Origin of the sequence: Klebsiella sp. GL120222-02 (assembly GCF_003097195.1) — a bacterium.
Taxonomy (GTDB): Bacteria; Pseudomonadota; Gammaproteobacteria; order Enterobacterales; family Enterobacteriaceae; genus Klebsiella; species Klebsiella variicola.
In genome coordinates this window covers 277,022-302,707 of record NZ_QEQO01000007.1, presented here as the reverse complement: position 1 = coordinate 302,707, position 25,686 = coordinate 277,022, and the positions used below count along the sequence as shown (strand labels likewise).

Annotated in this window: 24 protein-coding genes; 15 read left to right on the top strand and 9 right to left on the bottom strand. The window is 60.9% G+C overall.

The genetic code is table 11. The annotated features are described in order from the left end of the window. The first annotated feature begins 79 nt into the window (after window positions 1-79). The 6 genes from N438_RS28345 (at window position 80) to N438_RS20895 (ending at window position 5,371) form a co-directional block, all read left to right on the top strand. A complete protein-coding gene (locus N438_RS28345) occupies window positions 80-220 on the top strand; it encodes a hypothetical protein (protein WP_163595297.1) in 141 nt (46 codons plus the stop codon). A 437-nt stretch (window positions 221-657) separates the two neighbouring features. Beyond that, window positions 658-1,746, top strand: coding sequence for an ABC transporter ATP-binding protein (locus N438_RS20915; RefSeq protein ID WP_032700915.1), 1,089 nt, complete (start codon window positions 658-660; stop codon window positions 1,744-1,746). Next, entirely contained in the window at window positions 1,739-2,368 is a 630-nt protein-coding gene (locus N438_RS20910) for an ABC transporter permease subunit (protein WP_023341812.1), read from the top strand. Before N438_RS20915 ends, N438_RS20910 begins: the two co-directional genes overlap by 8 nt. Continuing rightward, entirely contained in the window at window positions 2,368-3,036 is a 669-nt protein-coding gene (locus N438_RS20905; protein WP_004203269.1) for an ABC transporter permease, read from the top strand. Before N438_RS20910 ends, N438_RS20905 begins: the two co-directional genes overlap by 1 nt. 60 nt (window positions 3,037-3,096) lie before the next feature. Beyond that, on the top strand, window positions 3,097-3,996 hold the full coding sequence (locus tag N438_RS20900; protein WP_023297855.1) for an ABC transporter substrate-binding protein: 900 nt from the start codon (window positions 3,097-3,099) through the stop codon (window positions 3,994-3,996). Continuing rightward, complete coding sequence (locus N438_RS20895) at window positions 3,974-5,371, top strand: LLM class flavin-dependent oxidoreductase (protein ID WP_306810967.1); 1,398 nt, start codon at window positions 3,974-3,976, stop codon at window positions 5,369-5,371. Before N438_RS20900 ends, N438_RS20895 begins: the two co-directional genes overlap by 23 nt. A 47-nt stretch (window positions 5,372-5,418) precedes the next feature. Here the strand turns inward: N438_RS20895 and N438_RS20890 are convergent, their stop codons facing one another. The 3 genes from N438_RS20890 to N438_RS20880 all read right to left on the bottom strand — a co-directional run bounded on the left by N438_RS20890 (window position 5,419) and on the right by N438_RS20880 (window position 8,481). Continuing rightward, window positions 5,419-6,219 carry a PhnD/SsuA/transferrin family substrate-binding protein gene (locus N438_RS20890; protein ID WP_060619411.1) on the bottom strand — a complete coding sequence of 267 codons (801 nt, stop codon included), beginning with the start codon at window positions 6,217-6,219 and terminating at the stop codon, window positions 5,419-5,421. Then, window positions 6,212-7,198: a fatty acid desaturase gene (locus N438_RS20885; protein WP_032730714.1), complete on the bottom strand. Its 987-nt coding sequence runs from the start codon at window positions 7,196-7,198 to the stop codon at window positions 6,212-6,214. Before N438_RS20885 ends, N438_RS20890 begins: the two co-directional genes overlap by 8 nt. Before the next feature lie 74 nt (window positions 7,199-7,272). Beyond that, a complete protein-coding gene (locus N438_RS20880; protein ID WP_039103940.1) occupies window positions 7,273-8,481 on the bottom strand; it encodes an ROK family transcriptional regulator in 1,209 nt (402 codons plus the stop codon). A 214-nt stretch (window positions 8,482-8,695) separates the two neighbouring features. On the opposite strand from N438_RS20880, the gene N438_RS20875 reads away from it, so the two are divergent. The 5 genes from N438_RS20875 to ugpC are packed head-to-tail and all read left to right on the top strand — an operon-like array spanning window position 8,696 to window position 13,724. Next, complete coding sequence (locus N438_RS20875) at window positions 8,696-9,940, top strand: extracellular solute-binding protein (protein ID WP_008804325.1); 1,245 nt, start codon at window positions 8,696-8,698, stop codon at window positions 9,938-9,940. 9 nt (window positions 9,941-9,949) lie between these two features. Then, window positions 9,950-10,858 carry a sugar ABC transporter permease gene (locus tag N438_RS20870; RefSeq protein ID WP_012541290.1) on the top strand — a complete coding sequence of 303 codons (909 nt, stop codon included), beginning with the start codon at window positions 9,950-9,952 and terminating at the stop codon, window positions 10,856-10,858. After that, window positions 10,848-11,687 (top strand): carbohydrate ABC transporter permease, encoded by an 840-nt coding sequence (locus tag N438_RS20865; protein ID WP_008804323.1) that lies wholly within the window; start codon window positions 10,848-10,850, stop codon window positions 11,685-11,687. The genes N438_RS20870 and N438_RS20865 overlap by 11 nt, the downstream gene beginning before the upstream one ends. A 2-nt stretch (window positions 11,688-11,689) precedes the next feature. After that, entirely contained in the window at window positions 11,690-12,652 is a 963-nt protein-coding gene (locus N438_RS20860) for a carbohydrate kinase family protein (protein WP_094955181.1), read from the top strand. Beyond that, window positions 12,639-13,724: a sn-glycerol-3-phosphate ABC transporter ATP-binding protein UgpC gene (gene ugpC / locus N438_RS20855; RefSeq protein WP_008804321.1), complete on the top strand. Its 1,086-nt coding sequence runs from the start codon at window positions 12,639-12,641 to the stop codon at window positions 13,722-13,724. Before N438_RS20860 ends, ugpC begins: the two co-directional genes overlap by 14 nt. Window positions 13,725-13,785: 61 nt before the next feature. Here ugpC and N438_RS20850 read toward each other — a convergent pair whose 3' ends face one another. The 5 genes from N438_RS20850 to N438_RS20830 form a co-directional block, all read right to left on the bottom strand. Then, window positions 13,786-14,532, bottom strand: a complete 747-nt coding sequence (locus N438_RS20850) for a proteasome-type protease (protein WP_008804320.1) — start codon at window positions 14,530-14,532, stop codon at window positions 13,786-13,788. 16 nt (window positions 14,533-14,548) lie between these two features. Next, the gene (locus tag N438_RS20845) at window positions 14,549-15,364 is read right to left on the bottom strand and encodes a transglutaminase family protein (RefSeq protein WP_008804319.1); all 816 of its coding nucleotides are present in this window, start codon (window positions 15,362-15,364) and stop codon (window positions 14,549-14,551) included. After that, on the bottom strand, window positions 15,361-16,290 hold the full coding sequence (locus tag N438_RS20840; protein WP_002910835.1) for an alpha-E domain-containing protein: 930 nt from the start codon (window positions 16,288-16,290) through the stop codon (window positions 15,361-15,363). The genes N438_RS20845 and N438_RS20840 overlap by 4 nt, the downstream gene beginning before the upstream one ends. Next, on the bottom strand, window positions 16,284-17,723 hold the full coding sequence (locus N438_RS20835) for a circularly permuted type 2 ATP-grasp protein (protein WP_004180417.1): 1,440 nt from the start codon (window positions 17,721-17,723) through the stop codon (window positions 16,284-16,286). Before N438_RS20835 ends, N438_RS20840 begins: the two co-directional genes overlap by 7 nt. Before the next feature lie 182 nt (window positions 17,724-17,905). Next, entirely contained in the window at window positions 17,906-18,820 is a 915-nt protein-coding gene (locus N438_RS20830; RefSeq protein WP_016161368.1) for an alpha/beta hydrolase, read from the bottom strand. Between the two features lie 197 nt (window positions 18,821-19,017). Here N438_RS20830 and N438_RS20820 point away from each other — a divergent pair, with 197 nt between their 5' ends. The 4 genes from N438_RS20820 to N438_RS20805 all read left to right on the top strand — a co-directional run bounded on the left by N438_RS20820 (window position 19,018) and on the right by N438_RS20805 (window position 24,994). Then, window positions 19,018-20,751: an alpha,alpha-trehalase gene (locus N438_RS20820; protein ID WP_116696479.1), complete on the top strand. Its 1,734-nt coding sequence runs from the start codon at window positions 19,018-19,020 to the stop codon at window positions 20,749-20,751. A 254-nt stretch (window positions 20,752-21,005) separates the two neighbouring features. Further along, window positions 21,006-23,126 (top strand): TonB-dependent siderophore receptor, encoded by a 2,121-nt coding sequence (locus tag N438_RS20815; protein ID WP_116696478.1) that lies wholly within the window; start codon window positions 21,006-21,008, stop codon window positions 23,124-23,126. A 179-nt stretch (window positions 23,127-23,305) separates the two neighbouring features. Continuing rightward, window positions 23,306-24,157, top strand: coding sequence for a hypothetical protein (locus N438_RS20810; RefSeq protein ID WP_116696477.1), 852 nt, complete (start codon window positions 23,306-23,308; stop codon window positions 24,155-24,157). A gap of 12 nt (window positions 24,158-24,169) precedes the next feature. After that, window positions 24,170-24,994, top strand: coding sequence for a TIGR04222 domain-containing membrane protein (locus tag N438_RS20805; RefSeq protein ID WP_043875074.1), 825 nt, complete (start codon window positions 24,170-24,172; stop codon window positions 24,992-24,994). A 48-nt stretch (window positions 24,995-25,042) separates the two neighbouring features. Here N438_RS20805 and emtA read toward each other — a convergent pair whose 3' ends face one another. After that, the gene (emtA, locus tag N438_RS20800; RefSeq protein WP_008804313.1) at window positions 25,043-25,654 is read right to left on the bottom strand and encodes a membrane-bound lytic murein transglycosylase EmtA; all 612 of its coding nucleotides are present in this window, start codon (window positions 25,652-25,654) and stop codon (window positions 25,043-25,045) included. Window positions 25,655-25,686 lie beyond the last annotated feature (32 nt).

Here is a 25,686-nt window from a genome sequence, read left to right as displayed (position 1 = left end):
AGCAGGAGCCACGAGTCAGAATAAGTAAATTAAAATCAACAAATTACAAGCATCATAAACGCTATTTGCGCGCCTTTTACTGTGGTCGAATGCGGGGATAAAAATAATTGATGGCGATAACATCGACAGCGAAATGGCGATAAAAAATACGCCTTTTGTACGTTATTCGACCCGCGTTATCAGGGTGAGAAGAAAGCCGAAAATTAAATTAATGCTGTAAACAATAAAAAGCAGACGTAATAAACGCCGTTATTTAACGACAAGCCGGTCGGGCATCACATTTTATCCCCGGCGGTTGGGCAAAATGCGCGGTCATTATTTACACGATAGAAACATTAAATTCACAATCTTGTTTTTGTTTTGCGGCGGACGGCGCTGCTTTTTCCGCCATATCGCAGGCGGTCATACTTTGATTAAAATCAACCCTGGTAATTTATCTTTTACGGTGGCCAATGGAGAGTCATTTGTGTTGCCGATCACAAATCCATAAAACAACTTCCCGGCCTCTCTTCCATAGCAACTGATTAACCAGCTTTTCACTATGCAAATGCAAATAACGTATTTGCCCTCCCCGCAGGCGCTCTGTAGTTTGAGCCAGGATCCCGGCGCCACTTTATCCGGGTCAGGACTTTATTATTCAGAGTGTTGAATTCCGCCATGATTAAATTAACGCATCTTTTTAAAACCTATCCAGGCAGCGCCCAGCCGGCCATTCGCGACCTCAGTCTGGATATTGATCATGGCGAATTCTGCACCTTCGTCGGCCCGAGCGGCTGCGGAAAAACGACTATCCTGCGCATGATTAACCAGCTGGATATTCCCGACAGCGGCGACGTCTATATTCAGGGGGTCCGCCTCGCTGACGCTGATATTATCCAGATCCGCCGCCAGATCGGCTTCGTGATGCAAAGCGCTGCGCTCTTTCCCCATCGTACCGTGGCGCAAAATATCGCGACCGTGCCGCGGCTGGCGGGCTGGAGCAAAGCGCGCATCCGCGCGCGGATTGACGAACTGGTGGCGCTGATGTCGCTCGATAGTCATCTGCTGCACCGCTATCCGCATCAGCTCTCCGGCGGCCAGCAGGGGCGTGTGGCCATCGCCCGCGCTATCGCCGCCGACCCGCCCATTTTACTGATGGATGAGCCCTTCGCCGCCATCGACCCGGTGGTCCGCGAACGCCTCCAGGATGAGCTCTTGCTTCTGCAGCAGCGGCTGCAGAAAACCATTGTATTAGTGACCCACGACATCAATGAAGCGATCCGCCTCGGCGATAAAATCGCCATTTTCCAGGAAGGCGGCGTGCTGGCGCAGTTTGATACTCCCGACCGTATTCTGGCCCACCCGGCGAGCGAGTTCGTGCGCCGCTTTATCGGCCCGGAACCCAATCTGAAGCGGCTGGGCATGATACAGGTCGGCCAGTTGCCGCGTCACGATGTCCCCCTGCTCGACGAAGCGCTGACGCCGATCGCCAGCGCCCATCCACCGCTGGCCAGCCCGTTGCGTCTGGTGCTTGACCGCCAGCGACGCCCGCTACACTGGTTCGATCCGCAGCGGGGCCTCACCCTGCCGGTGGAGCGCCCGCTCGCCAGCAGCCACAGCCTGCGTTTTGCCTATAGCGCGCTGCTCGACGTGGCGACCGGCGTGCTGGTGCATGTGGATGACGAAGGACAATACCAGGGGGCGGTATCCCACACCCTGCTGCAGCAGGTGCTCGACGGCGCGGTGGGGGTGCGATCTCATGATTGACTGGAGCTGGGTTATCGATAACCGCGCGATGATCGGCGATCTGCTCTGGCAGCATGCGCGGATGGTCCTGCTGGCCCTGCTGTTCGGCTCCCTGCTCACCGGCGGCCTGTTAGCGGTGACCTTACGCTGGCCCGCAACGGCGCAGCCGCTCATCACCCTGTGCGGCGTGCTCTTTACCATTCCCTCGCTGGCGCTGTTTATTTTATTGCTGCCGTTTACCGGGCTGTCGCTGACCACCTCGCTAATTGGCCTGACGCTGTACTCCCTGCTGATCCTGCTGCGCAACGTGCTGGCCGGCATGGAGAAGCTGCCGCAGGCGGCGCTGGAGTCCGCGCGGGCGCTCGGCTATACCCGCGGGTTCCGCTTCTTCGATATCGAGCTGTGGCTGCTACTGCCCTCTCTGTTTGCCGGGCTGCGCATTGCCTCGGTGACGCTGGTCGGCCTGGTCACCGTCACTGCGCTGATCGGCCAGGGCGGGCTGGGGCAGCTACTGCTGGCGGGTTTTAATCAGGACTTTCTAACGCCGATAGTCGTTAGCCTGGTCCTGAGCCTGCTCCTGTCGCTGGTCTTTGACGGGCTGATTGCCCGTCTCGGCGACTGGCTAACGCCGTGGACGGAATGATGACCCTGCTTCTTGCTACTTTTCACTGGCTAACCCAGCCGGAGCACTGGCTGGGTGACGAGGGCATCTTGCTGCGCCTGGGCCAACACCTTTATTACGTGCTGGTCAGTATGGCCGTGGCCTGCGCCATTGCCCTGCCGCTCGGCATCGCGCTGGGCTACTGGCGCAAAGGGGCCTTTGTGGTGATCAACCTGTTTAATCTCGGCCGCGCCATTCCGTCGTTAGGGCTGATTTTATTATGCATCATCGTTTTTGGCTTTAACGATATCCCGGTGCTGGCGGCGCTTATCGCGCTCTCGATCCCGCCCATCCTCACTAACACCTGGGTGGGGATTTATCACGCCGACCGCCCGCTGTGCGATGCGGCCATCGCGCTGGGCATGACCCCCTGGCAAAGCCTGTGGCAGGTGCGGATCCCGCTGGCGGCGCCGCTGATCCTCGCCGGGGTGCGCACGGCGCTGGTTCAGCTTATCGCCACGGCGGTGGTCGCGGCCTATGCCGGTCTGGGTGGGCTGGGACGATTTCTGATTGACGGCCTCGGGCAGCGGGATATCCCGCAGGTGATCGGCGGCTCGCTGGTGGTTTCCCTGCTGGCGATAGGCGGTGAACTGCTTTTCGCCCGCTGCGCCGGCCGCCTGGTTCATCGCCGTATTGCCGCGCCTTATTAGCGTGAAACTGACATGACCCCAGCGCCTGGGGCTGATTAACCTGAAAATAAAAGAGGTATTATGAAGCAATTATTTGGCAAGGCCGTCACCGCCCGTCGATTTCGTCTCTCGCTGCTGGCCGCCGGGCTCTTCAGCCTGAGCGTTAGCACCTTTGCCGCCAGCGTCACGGTGGGCGGGGCCAATTTTACCGAAAGCTCCATTCTCGCCAACATCTACGCCAGCGCGTTAAAGAAAAACCATATCGAGGCCAACACCCGTCTCAACCTTGGCAACCGGGAAATTATTATTCCGGCGCTGCAGAGCGGTGAGATCGATATCGTCCCGGAATATCTTGGCGCCCTGCTCAATTTCTATAACGGCAAGACCGAGGCCACCAGCCAGCAGGCCGTTAGCGCTGAGCTGGCCCAGGCCCTGCCCGCCGATTTCACCCTGTTGAACCCGGCCCCGGCCACCTCGATCACCGCCTGGGCGGTACGTGCCGAGACCGCGGAGAAATACCATCTGCGCACCCTCTCCGACCTGAAGCCCGTCGCCCCGCAGTTGGTGATCGGCGGACCACCGGAGCTGGCGGTGCGCGCCCTGGGCCTGCCGGGGCTGAAGCGCGTCTATGGCCTTGAATTCAAAGCGGTGAAATCGCTGGACATGGGCGGGCCGCTGACCCGGCTGGCGCTCAATTCGGGCAAAATCGACGTCGCGACGGTCGTCTCCACCCAGGGCAACCTGGCGAAGGAGAAATGGGTGGTCCTCGAGGATGATAAACATGAACAACCGAGTCAGAACGTGGTGCCGCTGGTGCGCAAAGCCAGTCTGACGCCGGAGATCAGCGCCGTGCTCAATGAGGTTTCCGGCAAGCTGGACAATGCCACGCTGATTGCCCTCAACCAGCAGGTGGATCTCCAGCATAAAGATCCGGCAGCCGTCGCCGAGCAATGGGTTAATGCCAACCTCCCCCAACACTGACCGTCACCCCGCCACGGATGGCGTTCAGCCGCGAGTCCACGCTATGTCTACCCGACACATGATCCTGAACCTGTTCTTTTATAACCCGCAGGGGGATTACCGTTTCTCCTGGCGTCACCCTGACGCACCAGAAGCGGAAATATTTACCCTCAACTATTACGCCAGTCTGGCGCGCAAGGCCGAAGCGGCGACCCTCGACGCTATCTTTGTCGCCGACCATATCGCGGTGTGGGATACGGTGCCCAGCGGCCTGACCCACTATGCCAACGCCCGGCTTGAACCCCTGACGCTGCTCTCCGCCCTCGCCGCGGTGACGGAGCATATCGGTCTGATGGCCACCGCGTCGACCTCCTATAACGAACCCTATAACCTGGCGCGCTACTTTGCCTCGCTGGATTTCCTCAGTAATGGCCGGGCCAGCTGGAATGTGGTGACGTCGTGGCTGGAAGAAGAGGCGGCAAACTTCGGTCTGGAGCAGCTTCCCCGCCACGGCACCCGCTACCAGCGGGCCAGTGAATTCATCGACGTGGTCACTCGCCTGTGGGATTCCTGGGAAGATGGCGCGGCGATCTTCGATAAAGCGCACGGAGTATTCGCCGATGCCGGCAAGGTGCATCACCTCGACTATCAGGGCGAGTACTTTCGCGTGCGCGGCCCGCTCAACGTCCCTCGCCCGCCGCAGGGCCATCCGCTGCTGGTGCAGGCCGGCTCTTCAGAGGCGGGAAAAGCGCTGGCCGCCGCCTGGTCTGATATGCACTTCGTGTTTATTCACTCGATCGCCGAAGGGCTGGCCTATCGCGAAGAGATGAACCAGCGGCTGCGCCAGCACGGGCGCGATCCGGCCCATTTCAAAATTATCGCCGGGGTCCTGCCGGTGGTGGTGAACTCCAGCGAGGAAAAGGCGGCCCGCCAGCAGCTTAACGAGCAGCTGATGAGCGACCAGATGGCTATCGACCTGCTCTCCTCTTATCTTCGGATGGATCTCAGCACCCTGCCACGGGACCAACCCCTGCCGCCGCTCCCCGATGAAGAGAGCTTTGATGGCATCCGCACGGCGCTGAAGCTTATCCGCCAGTACGATCCGCGGCTCACCCTGCTGGAGTTGGGGAAATTGTTATTACAGAGTTCCGATAGCTGGCTGCTGCTGGGCAGCGCCGAGGAGATTGCCGCCGCCTTAACGGAGACCTGGCAGGCGGGCGCCGCCGATGGGTTCAACCTGATGTTCCCGCTGCTGCCGGGAGACTTTGACCGCTTTGTTGACCAGGTGGTGCCGATTCTGCAGCGTAACGGCGTCATGCGCGATCGCTACCCGCCCGGCACCCTGCGTGAAAAGCTCGGTCTGCCCGCGGTGGAAAACCGCTTCACCGCGCCGTAGCCCGACGTGGCCCGCCCCGGCACAGACCGCTGGCCGGGGCATTTTACCTATAGCTGGCTGACTCCCAGCGCCGCGGCCTCATCCCGCCACGCCAGCAGCGGCGCATAGGCCTCCCGCGGCATATCGCTATAGCCGCAGATCAGCAAGGCATCGCACAGGGGACGATAGCGCGCATCGCTCACTAACTGCTGGAGCGCCTCGCGCAGGCTATTCAGCGTCGCCGCCGGAGTGGCGCCGGCGGTGATCAGCGGCAGCCCTGGCGCGGCCGGGCTCCAGCCGATCGCCACCAGGCCTGCCAGGGCCTGCGGCTGATGGCGCTGCAGCAGCGCGTAGGTCACGCAGTCGATGGCGGCGATATCGGCGTTTTCCTGCTGCAGCTCGCGCAGCGACTGCCGATGGCTGCCGCTGAACACCACCGCCGAAAAAAATCGCCCCTCCCGGGAGAGCGGCGCGACCATTTTACGCAGCACGTTGTAGCCGGACTGCGAGTGCTCGGCATTGCACGCGGCCCGACGGCCAAAAAAGTCCCCCAGCATCCGATGACTATCCGCTTCGCGGGCCACCAACAGGCTGCGGTAGCGGCGCCCTTCACAACCGGGCGCGGCGTAGTGGAAACAGCCCACCGTCTGCACCTCCGGCAGCTGGGTCACCAGCGGGTAGCCGCAGGTCTGGCTCAGCAACAGCGTCGGCTGGCGCCAGTGGTCCAGCAGCTCCTCGGGGTCAGCCGCCGGAGGATCTCCCGTCACGGTCACGCCGCGTTCGGCCAGCAGCGACTGCACCGCCTGCCACAGGGCCTGGGTCTGTTGACGGTGGATGGCATACATCGGAAAGGTCATGCGTTCAGCCATGTTCTCCTCCCGCTTGCGCCTGCTCGCCAAAGCCCGGATGGGCGTTCACCGCCACCGCCCGGCGGCCAAAATGGCGTCGCCACTCGCCGTACCCACGCACCAGGAACCCCTGATTACGCTGCAGATAAGCCGTCTGGCGATGCAGATACAGCTGACGTAAAGCGTACCAGGGGACCCCTGGCAGGTCATGATGCACCGCATGGTAGTTGAGATTGAGGAACAGCACCCGCCAGGGGAGCCCGGCCTCGTTGATCACCGAGCGGGCCAGCGGGTCATCCGCGGCGCGGTGTTCGAGAAAAGAGCGCACTTTGGTCAGGGCCAGCGCCGGGTAGCTCACCGCCAGCACAAACCACAGTGGGGAAAAACCCTGCGCCGCCATCCAGGTCAGCAGGCCCGTCAGCAGCAACAGATGCAGACTCCACATGGCGATAGCGCGGCGGTCGCCCTCGCGGAAAGCCCGCAGCGCGCTGTTCAGGGTGTGAATAATATCCATCAGCGGCGCCAGCAGCAGACGCCCCCAGAAGGTGTTGCGCAGGTGGATAAGACGGCGCTGCCAGGCTGAGAAGCGCTGCCAGCTTTCCGCCGTCACATAGTACGATTCGGGGTCGTCCTCGGGGTGCGTCAGCAGATGGTTGCGATGGTGCGCCAGGTGGCTGTCGCGGTAGATGCCATAGGGATACCAGACCGCCAGCGGCAGCGTCCCCAACAGCTGGTTAAACCATGCCAGCCGGGTGGGATGCCCATGGATAAGCTCGTGCTGTAAGGACATATACCAGGTGGTAAACCAGATCAGCAGCAGCGTGGCCGGCATCAAACCCAGCGTCTGCCAGCCCGCCACGCAGGCAAACCAGCCGCCGTAAACCGTCACAATCAGCAGCCATGTCGGCAGCTCGCTGCGCCACAGCCAGCTGCGCGCCAGCTGGCGGATCAGGATGCGCTGTTGATCATCCACATAGACAGCCGTCTTCTTTTCCGTCACTTCCGATACCTTGCCGTGTTGCCTCATTCCCTCCGAAGATGTGAGATAACACGTTAAATAACAAAGTATTTAATTTACTTAGCTTTGCCAAAAAGCGCGTTTGTATTCACCGCTTTCATCAACACCTGAAACTGCGGATTAAATTCATCAAAGATTGGCAGCGCAGCGGCGCCCAGCGCGGCGGTATCGGTGCCGGTCATCCCCATTTTGACACGCTGCGCCGGCAGGTAACGCCCGCGCACAGACTGATACAGCGGCGGCAGCCGCGCCAGCACTTTCTCCAGCAAGGGGGCGGGCATCATACCGCCCACCACCACCGTCTCGGCATCGAAGACGCACTCCAGCAAATTGATCGCCTGACGCAACGGCGCCAGGATGCTGGTGATCCACTGGTCGAAAAGCGCAGCGTCCACCGACAGCAGATCTTCCGGCAGCGCGCGATAGGGGTCGAGGCCGCAAAACTCATAGGCCGCCTGCAGCGAAACATAGCGCTCAAGGCATCCCTCATTCCCGCAATAGCAAGGGCGACCGTTCGGCGCGACCACAATATGCCCGACCTCACCGGCGTTATGGGCATGGCCGGTATACACATGACCATCGGTAAAAATACCGGCGCCCAGACCGGTGCCAATATAGAGATAGACAAAAGAGTTGAGCTGCCGCGCCACGCCGTGAAAGCGTTCGCCAATGGCGGCCACCGTGGCGTCGTTTTCGAGAGTCACCGGCAGGCCGCTGAGTCGCCCGAGCTCCGCCGCTACATCGACCCCTTCCCAGCCGTTGAGCGTCGTGGGCCCCGTCGACGAGATCCCTTCCACGCCAAAGGGCCCCGGCATCACGACCCCCATCCCCAGCACCCGCGACCAGTCCAGCGTCGGCAGCGCACGGATCTCATCCAGCACCTCGGCGAGGCGGGCAAAGGTCGCACCAGGCTGGGGCTTTTGCACCAGAATGAGTCGGCGAAAATGGACCTCGCCGGCCAGATCCACCAGCACCACAATTAGCGTCTGATGATCAAGATGGATGCCAATTGACCAGGCGCTGGCGGGATTGAGGCTCACCGGCACCGCTGGCTGTCCACGGCCGCTGGCGCGCCGCGGTTGGTGGCTGGTCAGGATATCCATCTGCTCCAGCTCCGCCACAATATTCGACACGGTCTGCGGGGTCAGCGCGGTCAGCCGCGCCAGCTCGGCGCGGGTCAGCTCGCCATGTAAACGCACCGCCTCAATGATCACCCGGCGGTTATGCACCCGGGCATGTTCAAGGTTTGTACCTGATGTTTTCATCGTTTCCCTTCCAGGCTGGACTGGTGAAATTTTAGCCGGCATCACAGATCTGACAACGACCCGCGCAGGCGGGTCTTCGCGATGGCATACCCTTTGCTACGCTTAGTGCTGGGGCCCCTCGGGAGATGTCGCCGATATTGTCGCCCTGATTAAATCAATCAAATTGATTTAATAAATCATAACCCCTTTCAGTACAGCACAGCGGAGAGCAAAGATGAAATACCACAGCGCACTACGGGTCAACGCCTGTCTGCTGGCGATGCTCGTTATCAGCGGGAGCGTCAGCGCAGCGACCCAGATTAATGCCCTGTTCATGACCCAGGCGGCCTATAGCGAAAACGACATTCGCGCGATGACCAGTGACTTCGAAAAGCAACACCCTGACGTGAAGGTCAATCTCGAATTCGTCCCCTATGAAGCGCTGCACGACAAGATCGTCGCCGCCCGCGGCGCAGGGGGTAACGGCTACGACGTGGTGCTGTTCGACGCGATCTGGCCGGCGGAGTTTAGCCGCTTCGATCTGCTGCAGGATGTCTCCTCACGGATTGCCGCCGACGAGCGCGAGAAGATTTTCCCCGGGGCGATGAATACCGTGGTGTATCAAGGCAAAACCCTCGGCATGCCGTGGATCCTCGACACCAAATATCTGTATTACAACAAAGCCATGCTGGACAAAGCGGGGATCAAAACGCCGCCTGCCAGCTGGCAGCAGGTAATGGACGACGCCAAAGTGCTTAAGGACAAAGGGATTGTTAAATATCCTCTGGTCTGGAGCTGGTCGCAAGCGGAAGCGCTGGTCTGCGATTACACCACCCTCGTCTCCGGCTTCGGCGGGAGCTTCTACCAGAACGGCAAGCTCGATTTTTCGACGCCCGCCTCGCTGAAAGCGGTCACGCTGATGAAAACCTCGCTCGATCAGGGGCTGAGCAACCCGGCCTCACGTGAATATCTTGAGGAGGATGTGCGTAAGGCTTTCTCCAATGGCGACGCCGCCTTTGCGCTCAACTGGACCTATATGTACAACATGGCCAACGATCCGAAACAGAGTAAAGTCGCAGGTGATGTTGGCATTGTCCCCGCCCCAGGCGATACCCCGGATAAACCCGGCGCCGTCAACGGTTCTATGGGGCTGGGCATCGCCAAAGCCAGTCAGCATCCGGAAGAGGCCTGGCAGTATATTCACTATCTGACCTCCCAGCCGGTACAGGACAAGTATGCCAAACTGAGCTTGCCGGTGTGGAAAGCCTCGTACCAGGATCCTGCCGTTGCCAAAGGCCAGGAGAGCCTGATCGCCGCCGCCGACAAGTCGTTGAACGTGATGCTCTCTCGTCCCGAAACGGCAGATTACTCGCGCCTGTCAAACACCCTGCAACAGCAGCTTCAGTCGGTACTGCAGGGTAAAGCCACGCCCGACGTCGCCCTCAAGGCGGTCGACACCAGCGCGGCCCGTCTGCGTTAAGGAGGCATGATGCTGAGTCTGCAACGACGCGAGCATCGTCAGGCATGGGTGCTGTTAGCGCCCATGCTTATCGCGATGTTTATCCTCACCGCATGGCCGCTGGCGCGCACGCTGTGGCTGAGTTTTACAGATACCGCGCTGGCGGGAAGCGGCGAGGCGACCCACTACGTCTGGCTGGATAATTATCTTTATGCCCTGACCGACCCGGACTTTCGCGCGGCCTTCGCGCGAACGCTCTATTTCACCGTGGTCTCGGTGGCGATTGAGGGGGCGATCGGCGTACTGGTGGCGCTGTTGTTGAACCAGCGTTTTGTCGGGCGAAATGTCCTGCGGGTGCTGGTGATCCTGCCGTGGGCGTTGCCAACTATCGTCAACGCCATGATGTGGCGGCTTAACTTTAATCCCGACTACGGCAGCGTTAATGCTCTGCTCAGCCAGCTGGGGCTGATTGACAGCTATCGCAGCTGGCTGGGCTCGCCGGATTCTGCGCTGCACGCGGTGATGCTGGCGGATATCTGGAAAAACTACCCGCTGGTCACCCTGCTGGTGCTGGCCGCCCTGCAGTCTGTTCCCGACGATCTGTACGAGGCGGCGCGGCTCGACGGCGCCTCGGCCTGGCGGCGTTTTCGCGCCATTACCTTTCCGGCCATTGTGGGTCCCCTTGGCGTCGCGCTGGTGCTACGCACCATCGATGCCTTCAAAGTGTTCGACATTATCTATGTTATGACCCGCGGCGGCCCGCTCGACAGTACCAAAACGTTGAGCTTTTTTGTCTATCAGGAGTCCTTCAGCTACCTGCGCGCCGGCAGCGGCGCGGCCTACGCCATGCTGATGAGCCTGATGTGCGCCGTGCTGATAGCCCTGTATCTGTTTTTGCTGCTGCGTCAGCGGCGCCGGAGTGTTGATGATGAAGCGTAAAGGGTACATCGTACTGCGTTACCTGGCGGCGCTGGCGGTGGCGATCTCGATCCTCGCCCCGATGCTGTGGCTGTTTTTGATGAGCGTCAGCACCACCGCGGACCTCACCCGCGTCCCGCTGGAGTGGCTCCCGCGGCAGTGGGACTTCAGCCGCTATGGCCATCTGCTGTCGCTGGCCCCTGGCGAACCCGGGGCGCTGTTTCTTCCCGCGCTGGGCAACAGCCTGCTGGTGGCCGCCGGGGCGACGCTGGTGTCGTTGTTGCTGGCGATCCCCGCCGCCTTCAGCTTTTCGCGTTATCCCGGCCGCGACGGCTGGCTGTACGCCGGCCTCGGCATCTATATGGTGCCGCCCGTGGCCTTTGTGCTGCCGCTCTATTTTATTCTTGAACACTTTGGCCTGCTCAACACCCGCAGCGGGCTGGTGCTGGTCTACTGCTCGCTGATCGTGCCGTTTCTGACGTGGATGGTCAAAAACCAGTTCGATACCCTGCCGCAGGATATCGAGCAGGCGGCCCGGCTTGACGGTCTGCGCATCTGGCAGGTCCTGCTGCGCATTACTCTACCGCTGGCGAAACCGATGCTTGGCGCCGCCGCGCTGTTCGGCTGGCTGCTGGCGTGGGACGAGTTTTTCTATGCGCTACTGTTCACCAGCAACCTCGCCGCCCAAACGCTGCCGGTGACCATCGCCGGCTTCACCGCCGGCCGCGCCACCGATGACGGGCTGGTGGCGGCGGTGGGCATACTGGCCTCAGTCCCTCCGCTGTTGATTGCTATCTGGTTGCAAAAATCGCTGGTCAGCGGCCTCACCAACGGGGGAAGTAAAGGATAACTATGAATAACACCAGGACACCTGTGCTCTATATCGTGGGCAATTACAATATTGACTTAGTGATGGGAACCCTGACCCACTGGCCTGCCCAGGGGACTGAGATGATGCTCGAGCACAGCGCGCTGCGGCCCGGCGGCTCTGCCGGCAACTGCGCGCTGGCCGCCGCCGCCATGCAGCTTCCGCACTGCACGGTCGGCTGTCAGGGCGACGACGCGTTTACTCCGTGGCTGGCGGCACAGTTTCCCGGCGGCAGCGCACGCTGGCCGCAGTATCCCTGTGAAACTTCGCTGACGGTGGCGATCACCCATCCCAACAAAGAGCGCTCCTTCCTCAGCAACCACGGACATATTACCCGCCTGACCGCCGGGGATGTGTTGAGCCAGCTGCCGGCCGCCGCTGGCGAGGGCGATATCGTGTTGCTCTGCGGTACCTTTCTCTGTACCGGGCTGCTGTCCGACTATCCGCAGCTGCTCGCCACGCTCCGCCAGCGCGGGTTTACCCTTGCCGTCGATACCGGCTGGCCGCCTCAGGGCTGGAGCGACCCGCTGCGTCATGAGGTCGACCGCTGGCTGGGCGACTGCGACTGGCTGTTGCTCAACGACGTTGAAACCCTGCAGCTGGCCGGCCACCCGACCCTCGCCGAAGCCGCCGCAGCCCTGGCGGCACGGCTCAGCGGCCGCGGCGGGTGCGTGGTAAAGCGCGGCGCCGACGGCGCGGACTGCTGGACGACCGACGGCCATCACCATGCGCCGACCCGGCCAGTCACCGTGATCGATACCATCGGCGCTGGCGACAGCTTTAACGCAGGATTCCTTGCCGCGCTGCTGAGCGGTAAACCTGCGGCAGCCGCGCTGCGCTGGGGAAATACCGTCGCCGCGCAGGCGATCGGCACCTCCCCGCGCCGCTATCCCGACTGGCATACCCTGCAACATCACCTTGAGGAGGCCACCGATGGCCAGTGTTGAACTGATCGATGTCGCCAAGCGCTACGGCAAACAGACGGTGCTCCAGCCGCTGGACCTCACCATCCCCGACGGCAGCTTTACCGTACTGGTGGGCCCTTCCGGCTGCGGCAAGTCGACCCTGCTGCGCCTGCTGGCCGGTCTCGAAACGCTTTCCGGCGGCACCATTCTGATGAACAAGCGGCCGGTCAACGATCTGGATCCGGCCGACCGCGATGTGGCGATGGTCTTTCAGAGCTACGCACTCTACCCCCACCTGACGGTGGCGGAAAATCTCGCCTTTCATATGCAGGTCAAAAAGGTGGATAAGCAGTTACAGAAAAGCAAAGTGCAGCAGGTCGCCAGCCTGCTGGGGATTGATAAACTGCTGGCTCGCTATCCGCGAGCGCTCTCCGGCGGCCAGCGCCAGCGGGTGGCGATGGGCCGGGCCATGGTCAGAAACCCCCAGGTTTTCCTGTTCGATGAGCCGCTGTCGAACCTTGACGCCCAGCTGCGGATGGAGCTGCGCGCGGAGATCAAATCCCTTCACCAGCGCATCAATACCACCATGATCTATGTCACCCATGACCAGGTGGAGGCGATGACCCTGGCCGATCAGATTGTGGTGATGCGCGACGGGCAGATCGTCCAGCAGGGGGCGCCGCTGGCCATTTACGACCAGCCCTGCAATACCTTCGTCGCCCGCTTTATCGGCTCCCCGCCGATGAATCTCCTGCCCGGTCAGCGCGCCGTGCGCGACGGCCAGCCCGGCGTCGCCTGCGGCGCGCTGTGGTTTCCGCTGGCCGAACGCTGGCATCAGGCCGTGGCGCAGCAGGGCGATGCCCCGCTGATTGTCGGTCTGCGCCCGCAGGATATTCTGCCGGATGCGCATGGCGCGCCGGCAACGGTAAACATCATGGAGGTGACGGGGGAATCCACCCTGCTGCATCTCGACTGGCAGGGTTTTCCGGTGCATGTGCAGGTTGCCGGCAGGGTGGCGGTCGCGGCGCAGCAGACGCTGGGGCTGACTCTCCGCCGCGAAAACCTGCATCTGTTTGATGCCGCCAGCGGCGAGCGGCTGGCGGAGACGCGCTAAGGGCGAAGGGAGCCGGTCATCATCCGTGTGGCCGGGCTCCGGGCGAGGTCGTGTTCCAGGGCTACTCCTCTTCCCGCTCCGCTGGGGTCCAGGTCGGCAGCGTCTGGAAGGTGTGCAACAGCCCTTCGGACCACGCCTTGCGGATGCGGTTGAAGTAGGGATCGCTGTCGGTGATGCGATGCTGCCCGGCACTGCTCAGGCTGCCGCTGCGGTAGAGCAGCGTATCCAGCGGCAGGCCGACGGACAGATTACTGCGCAGCGTCGAGTCAATGGAGATCAACGCGCAGCACATCGCCTGCTCCAGCGGCGTATCGATGGTCAGCACCCGATCGATGATCGGCTTGCCGTACTTGCTTTCGCCGATCTGGAAATAAGGTGTGTCGCGGGTGGCTTCAATAAAGTTGCCCTCCGGATAAATATGGAACAGACGATGGGTTTCGCCGGCGATCTGGCCGCCAAGCAGCAGGTTGCAGTTGAAGTTGGTGTTACTGCAGTTCTGCTGGTTGCTGCTGTCGCGCTGGATCACCTCCAGCAGCGTTTTACCGATCAGCATCGCGGCGTCGTAGAGGGAGGTGACCTGCATCAGATTCGGCTCCTGCTGGGTGCGGATGCGCGCGCTGAGCAGGCTTATCACGCTCTGGGTGGTGGCCAGGTTGCCAGCGGATTGCAGCACCAGTACCCGTTCCCCCTCCTGATGGAAAACGTGCAGCTTTTTAAAAGTGGCAATATGGTCGACGCCCGCGTTGGTGCGGGAGTCGGAAGCAAACACCAGTCCATCCGCCAGGCACATGGCCACACAGTAGGTCATTGCGGTTTTTCCCGTATTATTGCTGCTGCGCCTGCTGGCTGTGTTCGCGCACTTCAGCGTTGGTTAACATAATCTCCCCGCCGCCGCCCAGCCGGGTGCCCCGTACCGGGCAGGCGTCGAGATAATCCAGCCCGGTCGCCAGCCGCAAATGCTGATTCAGGCGACGGGTATTATTGGTGATATCAAACGACAGCCAGCGGCCGTCGAGCCAGACTTCCGCCCAGGCGTGCATCGCCACATGCTGAGCGTTATCGCTGTAAACATAGCCGCTGACGTAGCGCGCCGGGATCTCCAGTGCGCGGCAGCAGGCCAGAAAAACATGGGTATGATCCTGGCACACTCCCTTCGCGCGGGCGAAGGCGTCGGCGGCGGAGTCCTGCACCTGGGTCGCGCCGGGGGAGTATGGCATTCTTAACAGCAGATCCGCCATCAGTTGATTCAGACTTTCTTCCGCCGCATCGGGACGATAGAGGCGCTGGGCAAACTCACGGATCGCCGTATCGGCGCGGGTTAGCGGCGTACAGCGCAGAAAAACCAGCGGCGACAGCAGCTCGGCCTCTTCATCACGCGTCTCCTCCCCTTCATCGGCGATATCGACAATCCCGCTGGCGCGGATAGTGATCTCCTTGTGCGGGTTATCCAGCGTCAGCACATGCAGCACATTGCCCCAGCCGTCGGTAGTGGTCACCGCCGCCCCGTCCGGCAGGGTCAGCGTCCAGGCGGTGATGGTCTGCCGGCCGGTACTGCGCGGCGTCAGGCGCAGATACTGGGTGGAAAACTTCACTTCTTCATCGTAGCCATAGCGGGTGAGATGATCGATGACCAGTTTCATAAGGCCTCCAGATAGGTTTGTCTGATGCTGTCGGACAGCGCGTTAATTCTCGCCAGCAGGCCGTTAAGGGTGGTCTGCAGGTCCGCCTGCGCCAGGTCGTCGCGGGTGCTGAAGCGCAGGTCAACGTTGAGCTGATGGGCCAGGCGCAGCGGTTGATAGGAGCGATCGTTGGCGATCTTCTCCAGCTCGCCGACCAGATCGGCAATGCTGGCGCGCAGCGAACGCGGAATATCGTTACGCAGGATCAGCAGCTCCATCACCGTTTCGCGACTGACTGGCTGGCGATAGAGGCTGTTGTAGGCTTCGCGGGCGCTGACCGCATTGAGCAAGGTATCCAGTCGATAGTATTCCCGCACCGGATCCGGGTCGTTGGTCAGTTGTTGATCCTTAATCAGCAGCAGCTGGGTGGTGGCGAAGGCGCGCTCTATCAGCGTGCCGATACCGATAAAGCTCAGCGCGTCGTTGCGCAGCAGCGTGCCAATCACCGCCCCGCGAAACAGATGCACCCGCTCTTTCACCCACTCGAAAAAGCCGTCGCTGCCGAGTTCGCCCAGCCCCTGCTGGCGCAGGGTTCGCAGCTCGATTCGGGTGGCGTTGATGCTCTCCCACACCTCGGCCGACAGACTGCCGCGCACCGCGTGCGCATTGTTCCACGCCATCTCCACGCAGCTGTAAATACTGCAGGGGTTGTTGCCATCGAGGGCAAAAAAGTTGAGCAGGTTGCTCATGGTAAAGCGGGCATGGCGCGCCTGAAACAGCTCGTGGGTCATCGACAAATTCAGCGGCAGCGCCAGATCCCGCGACTGCTGGCTGTGCCGGGGGATCATCGATAATTTCCAGGTCACGTCCAGTACCCGGGCGTAGCTTTCCGCCCGCTCGAGATAGCGGGCCATCCAGAACAATTCACTCGCCGTACGACTTAGCATGATGCGTCATCCTCCATCACCCAGGTATCCTTGGTTCCGCCGCCCTGCGACGAATTGACCACCAGCGACCCTTCGGTCAGCGCCACGCGGGTCAGGCCGCCGGGCACCAGCCGCATCTCCTGCCCGGACAGCACGTAGGGCCGTAAATCGATATGTCGCGGCGACAGACCTTCATCAACGAAGGTGGGGCAGGTCGACAGCGCGAGGGTGTCCTGGGCGATATAGTTGGCCGGATTGGCCAGCAGGCGCTGGCGGAAGGCCTCTCGCTCCTCTTTAGTCGAACGCGGGCCAACCAGCATGCCGTAGCCCCCGGCGCCATGGACCTCCTTGACCACCATCAGCTCAAGGTTACTCAGCACATAGCGCAGGTCCTCTGCTTTCCGGCACTGCCAGGTGGGGATATTGCTGAGGATCGGCTGTTCGCCGAGGTAAAAGCGGATCATTTCCGGAACGTACGGGTAGATTGATTTGTCGTCGGCGACGCCGGTGCCGATAGCGTTGGCCAGCACCACGCCGCCGGCGCGATAGACTGACAGCAGCCCCGGTACGCCGAGCATGGAATCGGCGCGGAAGGCCAGCGGGTCGAGCCAGGCGTCGTCGATGCGGCGATAAATCACATCCACTCGCCGCGGCCCCTCGGTGGTCCGCATATACACCGCGCCGTTCTTAATGAACAGGTCGGCGCTCTCCACCAGCTCGACCCCCATCTGCTGCGCCAGGAAGCTGTGCTCAAAGTAGGCGCTGTTGAAGCGCCCCGGGGTCATCACCACGACGCAAGGGTCATCCACCAGCGAGCTTTCGCGCAGGGTCTGCAGGAGGTAGCTCGGGTAACGCTCCACTGGCGCAATGTGATGCTGCTCGAACATCTCCGGATAGAGGCGCATCATCATCTTACGGTTTTCGAGCATGTAGGAGACGCCGGACGGCGTACGCAGGTTATCCTCCAGCACGTAGTATTGACCGTCGTTATTGCGCACCATATCGACGCCGGTGATATGGGCATAGGTGTTGTTTGGCAGGTTGATGCCCTGCATGCATGGCTGATACTGCTCGTTGGCCAGCACCTGCTCGGCCGGGATCAGCCCCGCGCGCAGAATATTCTGCTCATGATAGATGTCATAGAGGAAGGCGTTCAGCGCTTTCACCCGCTGGCGAATGCCGCGGTCAATGCGCTGCCACTCCCCGGCGGGTATGATCCGCGGCACGCTATCAAACGGGATCAGCCGCTCGGTTCCCTCATCCTCGCCGTACACGTTAAAGGTGATGCCGATACGGTGAAAAAGCAGTTCCGCTTGCGCTTTTTTCTGCCGGATAGAGAATTGATCGGTGTTGCGAAACCATTGCCACCAGGCATTATAGTGCGGCCGCTGTTCACCCTGCGCGGTCAGCATCTCGTCATAATAATGCCCGTCAGGTAGCGTAATTTTAATCATGGCTATCCCCTCCGGTTGTACTCACTTTGTGGTAATCCCGGTAAGAGATAAGCATTAATTATGCCAGGTCATCTACCGTCGCGGCGTTGTGCAAATCTGTTCTGACCCGCCGTCTGATTGTGCAAAAAATCGCCAGAACAGCCGCCCGCGCCCGGCTGCGGTTGCACCGTCGTGAGGCAGCGCTACGATTTTTGCGCCATCGTGGACGCCAGCGCCTTCAGCCAGGCGGCATAGGCCGTGGGCCAGGCGGTCGTCGGCGTTCCCGGGCGCCCCATACCAAAGCCATGGCCACCGCGGGTATAGCGGAAAAGCTGCACAGGAACCTGATGCTGGCGGCAGGCGTCAGCCATCAACAGCGTATTGTGCGGATTGGAAATCGGATCGTCCTGCGCCTGTACCAGAAAACAGGGCGGTGTGGCCGTTGTCACCCAGGTTTGTACCGACCAGGCGCGGTCGGCCGCCTCGCTCGCCTGCGGCCCCACCAGCAGACGATGGGTCGCCGTATGGCTCCAGGGCGGCAGGAGCGTGATCACCGGATAGATCAGCGCGGCGCCGTCGGCGGTGGCGGGCTGGTGGTCCAGCGCATCCTCCGGCGGGTAGCTGGCGAACGCCGGCCGACAGGCGGCCATCCCCAGCAGATGTCCCCCCGCCGAAAAACCGAGCACGCTGACCTGCGATTCCCGGGCGCGGATCAGCCGCAGGGCCCGCTGCGCATCCTGCAGCGGCGCCAGCGCACCGGCCTGCCAGCCCTCCCCCGGCAAGCGGTAGCTCAGGACATAGGCGGTATAGCCGTGCGCCGTCAGCCAGTGCGCCGCAGGCCAGGCCTCACTGCCCATCTCGATCCGCTGGTATCCGCCGCCGGCCGCCACCAGCACTCCGTGGCCAGTGGCCCGGGCGGGTTGCCAGACCGTCAGCACAGGACGAGGGATATGGCTCAGCGCGCCGCGGGCGGATAACCGAGCCTCGCCCCCCGGCCCGCCTCCCCCCGGCGGTTGATCCGGCCACAGCGGCAGCGTCAGCGCCGGAGCAGTGGCCGCCGCGCCCCGCACCGCAGACAGCGCAGCGGCGCTAAACAGCAGAAATTGACGTCGATTCATGACTGGCTCCCGGGCGCGTTGGCTTGCCTGTAAACCTAACCGCTTTGCTGGTGGTTATATCAGAAAACCTGGCAGGTAAATCCTCTGTTTTCGCGCAAAATGTTACCCCTGACACGCGCAGCGGCAGATATTCGTCTAAGGTTTCTGGATGGCCAAACGTCGTGGCCCGCAGTCGATAATGATAAGGAGAACTCCCCATGACGAGTACTGATGCACATCGTCCCGCTGCTTTGCCCTGTACCCTGCGCCTGGCGATCGGCGGCGCCCTGCTCGCCCTGATGAGCCTGAATGTCCAGGCGGAAGAAGACAAAACCGCGCCGCCCCCTTCGCCGGATATTCTGCTGGGCCCGTTGTTCAATGATGTCCAGAGCGCGAAGCTCTTTGCCGATCAAAAAACCTTCGCCGACGCGATCCCTAACAGCGATCCGCTGATGATCCTTGCCGATTACCGGATGCAGAAAAACCAGGCCAGCTTTGACCTGCGCCACTTCGTCGAGCTGAACTTCACGCTGCCGAAAGAAAATGACACCTATGTGCCGCCTAAAGGGCAAACCCTGCGTCAACATATCGATGGCCTGTGGCCGGTCCTGACCCGCAGCACCGTCGAGGTGGAAAAATGGGACTCGCTGCTGCCGCTGCCTAAGCCCTACGTGGTCCCCGGCGGACGCTTTCGCGAAGTCTATTACTGGGACAGCTATTTCACCATGCTGGGTCTTGCCGAAAGCGGTCACTGGGATAAAGTCGAAGATATGGTCGCCAACTTCGCCGCGGAAATTGACACCTGGGGCCATATCCCCAACGGCAACCGCACCTATTACCTCAGCCGTTCGCAGCCCCCCTTCTTCTCCTTTATGGTGAGCCTGCTGGCGACGCACGATGGCGACCAGGTACTGAAAACCTACCAGCCGCAGCTGGAGAAGGAGTATCGCTACTGGATGGCCGGAGCGGACGCGCTGGCCCCCGGCAGCGCTGACAAACGGGCGGTGCGGATGGCGGACGGCGCGCTGCTCAACCGCTACTGGGACGATAACGACACCCCGCGCCCCGAGTCCTGGCTTGACGACGTCAAAACCGCCAAAAGCAACCCGAATCGTCCGGCAACCGAGATCTATCGCGACCTGCGCTCCGCCGCCGCCTCCGGCTGGGATTTCAGCTCCCGCTGGATGGATAATCCGCAGCAGCTCGCCACCATTCGCACCACCTCGATTGTCCCGGTCGATCTCAATGCCCTGATGTTCCATCTGGAGAAAACCCTCGCCCGCGCCAGCAAGGCATCCGGGGACAGCGCCGGCGCTACGCAGTACGATGCGCTGGCTAATGCCCGCCAGCAGGCCATCGAGAAATATCTGTGGAATGATAAAGAGGGATGGTACGCCGATTACGATCTGAAAACCCGCAAGGTGCGCAATCAGCTGACCGCGGCGGCGCTGTTCCCGCTGTACGTCAATGCGGCGTCACGCGAGCGGGCGACGAAAGTGGCCGCCGCCGCTGAGTCGCGGCTGCTCAAACCCGGCGGGCTGACCACCACCACCGTCAACAGCGGTCAGCAGTGGGACGCCCCGAACGGCTGGGCGCCGCTGCAGTGGGTGGCGGTCGAGGGCCTGCAAAACTACGGCCAACAAAAGATCGCCATGGAGGTCAGCTGGCGCTTCCTGAGCAACGTTCAGCATACCTATGACAGCAAGCAAAAGCTGGTGGAGAAGTATGACGTAAGCTCGACCGGAACCGGCGGCGGCGGTGGCGAATATCCGCTACAGGATGGCTTTGGCTGGACCAACGGTGTCACCCTGAAGATGCTGGATCTGATCTGCCCGCAGGAGAAACCCTGCGATGCCCTGCCCGCCACGCGCCCGGCGGCGGCCCCTTCCGCGCAGAGCAAGCCAGCCGCCAACGACCCCGCACCGGCGGCAGCGCAAAAAACCGGCGCCTGACGCTTTTCACGCACCCCCTACCAAATTCGGTAGGGGGTAGTCGTCTCCCTGCTGACAACGTCCCCGTGCAGCCCCGCTCTGCGGCCCGCGGGAAGCACGTCACTCCCCCCATCGCCCTGAACCGGTCACCTTTCGCTTGATCACATAAATACAAACAATAATAATTCGCATTACTTTTTAACGAACAATGACAGATTCGTTTTTCCCGCGGCGGCGTACAGGAGTACCAGACCGCGTTGGTTCAGGATGATCTTATGAACGTGGCTATTTTCCGAAAACGCCCGAGGCTGCTGTACGCCCTCGTGGTCGCCCTTCCCCTCACCGCGCAAGCTGAAGAGACCGTGGTGGTCACTGCCAGCCCGCCGGCGTCCGCCAGCGCGCCGACTGAAGGCTACAGCGCCAGCACTTCGCTCGGGGCGACGAAAACCGACCAGCCGTTAATCACCACCGCCCAGTCGGTATCGGTGGTCACCCGCCAGCAGATGGCGGACCAGGGGGCGAATACCATCAGCCAGGCGCTGGAATATACCCCGGGGGTCTACTCCAGCTTCGGCGGCGGCGCGACCCGGTTCGACGCTATCTCCCTGCGCGGCTACCACGGCGGCGACGTCGATAACCTGTTCCTCGACGGTATGCGCCTGATGAGCGACGGCGGCAGCCATAACGTTGTGCAAATCGACCCGTGGTTTATCGAACGGGTCGATGTGATCCGCGGCCCCTCCTCCGCGCTCTACGGGCAGAGCGTGCCGGGCGGCGTGGTCAACCTGACCTCCAAACGCCCGCAGTTTAGCCAGCAGGGCCACGTCCGCCTGACCGGCGGTACGCAAAATACCAAAGGCGCGGCCTTCGATTACACCGACGCCATCAACGAGCAGTGGGCATGGCGGCTGATCGGGATGACCCGCAGCAGCGACACGCAGTATGACCATACCCGCGAAGAGCGCTACGCGATTTCGCCTTCCCTGCTGTGGCAGCCGGACAGCGACACCTCGCTGCTGCTGCGCGCCTATCTGCAAAAAGATCCTTCCGGCGGCTACCACGGCTCTTTGCCGCTGGACGGCACCCGCTACGCGCATAATGGTCGTAAGCTCTCCCCCAGCATCAACGAGGGCGATCCGGGAGATGGCTATCAGCGCCGCCAGCAGATCTACAGCTATGAGTTTGACCACCAGTTCACCGACGTCTGGTCGGTCTATTCCGCCGGGAGCTACACCCACACCAACGTCTCCCTCGATCAGGTCTACCAGGTCGGCTGGATAGATGACAGCGACATGCTGACCCGCGGCTACAGCGGTTCGCGCGGTTCGCTGGACGGCTGGTCGACCGATAACCGCCTGCGCGCCGATTTCAATACTGGCGACCTGGCGCATACCCTGATCCTCGGCGCCGAATATCATCGCTTCCGCAACGATCTGTGGACCGGCGCCGGCGGTGCGGCGCCGCTAAACCCGTTTACCGGCTATACCGCGCAGACCGGGCATACCGTCACCTACAGCGATGACAATCATCGCCGCTACTACCAGACCGGGCTGTATCTGCAGGATGAGATGGTCTGGAACCGCTGGCATGTGGATGTTTCCGCACGCTACGACCGCATCGTTTCCCAGCAGGTCAGCGATACCTTCGGCACCTCAAACCGCCGTTCAGACGACCATATCAGCGGCCGCGCCTCGCTGTTGTACGCCCTGGATAATGGCCTTTCGCCTTATCTGAGCTACAGCCAGGCGATCACCCCGGCGATGCTGCCGGGCGCGGACGGCAAACCGCTGAAACCGACCACCGCCGAGCAGGTCGAAGCCGGTCTGAAGTTCCAGCCGCCGGGCAGCCGCGACCTCTATAGCATTGCAATTTACGACCTGACGCAAAAGGATGTCGCCACCCGCGACCCGAACATCGCCACCGCCACCTATATTCCGGCGGGTAAGGTCCATTCCCAGGGCGTTGAGCTGGAAGCACACCACCAGATCACCCCGCAGCTGAGTACTATCGCCTCGTATACCTGGAATCGTCTGCGCTTCCAGGACACCAGGGACGGTACCGATAACAACACGCCGCAGCTGACCCCGGATCAGATGGCCTCCTTCTGGGCGCGCTATCAGTTCCCGGCGGGGATCTCGGTGGGCGCTGGCGTCCGCTACATCGGCAAACAGTGGGCGGATGATGCCAACACCGCGCGGCTGCCGTCGGTCACGCTGATGGATGCCATGATGCGGGCCGACCTCGGTGTCTGGTCGCCAACGCTGAAAGGCGCTTATGTGCAGGTTAACGCCAACAATATCGGCGACCGCGAGTATATTTCCGGCTGCTACGGCACCGGCAACTGCTACTGGGGAGCAGAGCGCAGCGTCATGGCCACCGTGGGCTACGACTTTTAACTGACCGCAGCAATATAAGCCTCCGGCCATGACGGCGGAGGCTTTCATGAAGACTTTTGTCTCGCTTTTATTGCTGAAATTAACTTAAAAATGCCACCCCATTATTTCACTTGCCCCCCGTGGATGAGAAAGCTTACTATGCTGGCGCAAACCGGTTATAGCGCTCACAAGGAATAAAAGTGAACCCCGTCATTAGCTATATCGCCAATTTACACCCGTTATCATTTATGGGTTATTATGTATTATCCACCACAGTGATATATATTCTGCTGAATATGATTATTGTGAAGACCCGCCCCGCTAAAAATACCACCGCCGTTCCGGCGCCCTATTCTATCTCCCCCTCTTTTTTAGCCTGGCTACGTCATCGCGCCACCCGCGTCATTCAGCTGGCCATGTTCCGGCTGTTAAGAAAAAACTATGTCACCCTCATCCATTCTGCTGAAGATATTCAGCTCTGCGCCAATCAGCAGTATGCCGAATGCAAAATGACCTGCGTGGAAAAAATACTGTTTGACCATTTCGCTACGCCAAAATCCTGTCACCAGGATCTCCCGCTTTCTCTGCACGTCGCTGAACAAAACCACTGGGCTACCGATCCCCACTGCAGTGGGCTACGGCTAAGCCCAACGCACCAAACGTGGAACATGATAGTGATTGCCGCCCCCTCCCTGCTGTTAATCGCTGTGCTCGTCTGGAAAACACTATTTGATCATCAGGCGATAATTCACTCCAGCGTATTGAGCTGGCTGGTGATGTTTATGGTTTCCGGACTGTGGTGGCTGTGGCTATTATGCATCACCTTAAATGCCACCCGGCTCGACCGGGAGGGGATCGCTATTAATATTCTTCACCACTATATTGATACCCTGGAAGAGACGCTTATTGCTGACGCAGATACCCTGACCGATGAAAACGCCGATTATTGCGTGGCGATTGGTACAACCACCCTGCTTCCCGAAAGATTTGCTGAATATGTAAAAATCATCAACCTTATTCAGTATCCCTTTTGTCTGCAGCGCCTGGATTAACGAGGGGACAGTATGTGGAATTTTATGATGCATCTGCATCCACTGCTGTTTCTTGGCGGATTTATGTTTATCGTCCCGGGTATCTATATTGCTATCGGTACGACGATCGTCGTGACACGGCCAGCGGCTCAGCCCCAGCCGCACGCGACGGAGGTCAGTCCATGGCTGCTGGCCTGGCTGACCGGAGAAGGGACCCGGGTGATCCAGCTGGCGATGTTCAGCTTACTCAGTAAAAAGTATCTGTGGATCCCGGAGGCCGGGCAGGTTTTGGCCAACGGACGCTATGCAAACCAGGAAATGAACGTCATTGAAAGAATACTGTTTGACCATTTTGAGGTGCGAAAGCCGTGTCATGAAGATCTGCCCTGCAGCCTGAGTATTGCCGGACGTAACCTCTGGCAGGAACAGATAGCGAGCGCGGGCTTAGCCTTAAGTCCGCTGCGCCGCGGGTGTAATATGCTGGCCATCAGCATCCCTTCGCTCGCCCTCGGCATTATCGTTGTGAGTAAGACCTTTATCTGGCTCGACTTCACCGCGTACAGCATCTTTAGTTGCCTGCTCATGCCCACGGGTTGCGTTTTGTGGGGCGGGTTATGGATAGAAGCCATTAGCAAAACCATTCGTCTCGATATCTGCGGCATCTCACATCATGACGCCCATGCCTGCATCGATGCGTTACGAGAAGCGTTAGCGCTGAAAGGCGATCAAGAAGATGACGCGACAGCCATGCTCTGCGTGGCGGTGAACGGCCCAGGATCCCTTCCCGAGCGCTACCGGGACTATAAAACGCTCATTGCGCCGATGAGCGCTATCTCCTCGCTGCGTACCGAGGATTAGGCGAGTGAGAAGCACTCACCCCGCCAGGCCAGCGGGGTGAGCGTAGGCCTACATGGCGTCCAGCGCTTTCTGCAGTTTCCAGATATAGCGCGGCGCCTGCGGTGCCGGGTGTTTTTTCACCACATGCTCGAAGAACTCATCGGCGTCGAGATCGTTAATCTCATCGATGGCGTCCTGGCGATCCGACGAGAAGGTGCGCAGCAGGGCGCCGGCACCGTTGGCATAGGAGACCACCACCGCGTAGCGCATCACCTGCGGGTCTTTGATCCCCGCCAGCGGACCGTTCTCCAGAATGCTCAGATAGGCGGCCCCCATCGAGATATTACGTTCCGGGTTTTTCAGCTCACTGACCGACGGCTCGCCGCGCCAGCCCATCCGCCGGTAGACATCGCGTCCGGAGGTCGACGGCTTGAGCTGCATCAGCCCGACGGCGCCGGATTTACTCACCACCGCAGGGTTACCGCCCGACTCGATGGCGATGATCGCCGTGATCAGCTGCGGGTCCACGCCCCAGGCGGCGCCGGCTTTTTCACTGATCGGCATCCACTGCATCGCCCGCTTCACCGGGACCTCGGGGTTCCACGGCGGGTTAGTGTAATCATGTTTCGAACTACAACCGGCCAGAAAAACGACTAAAATAAGCAACCATCTCAATTTCACACATCTATCCTTATCTACCCAAACGCCATCAT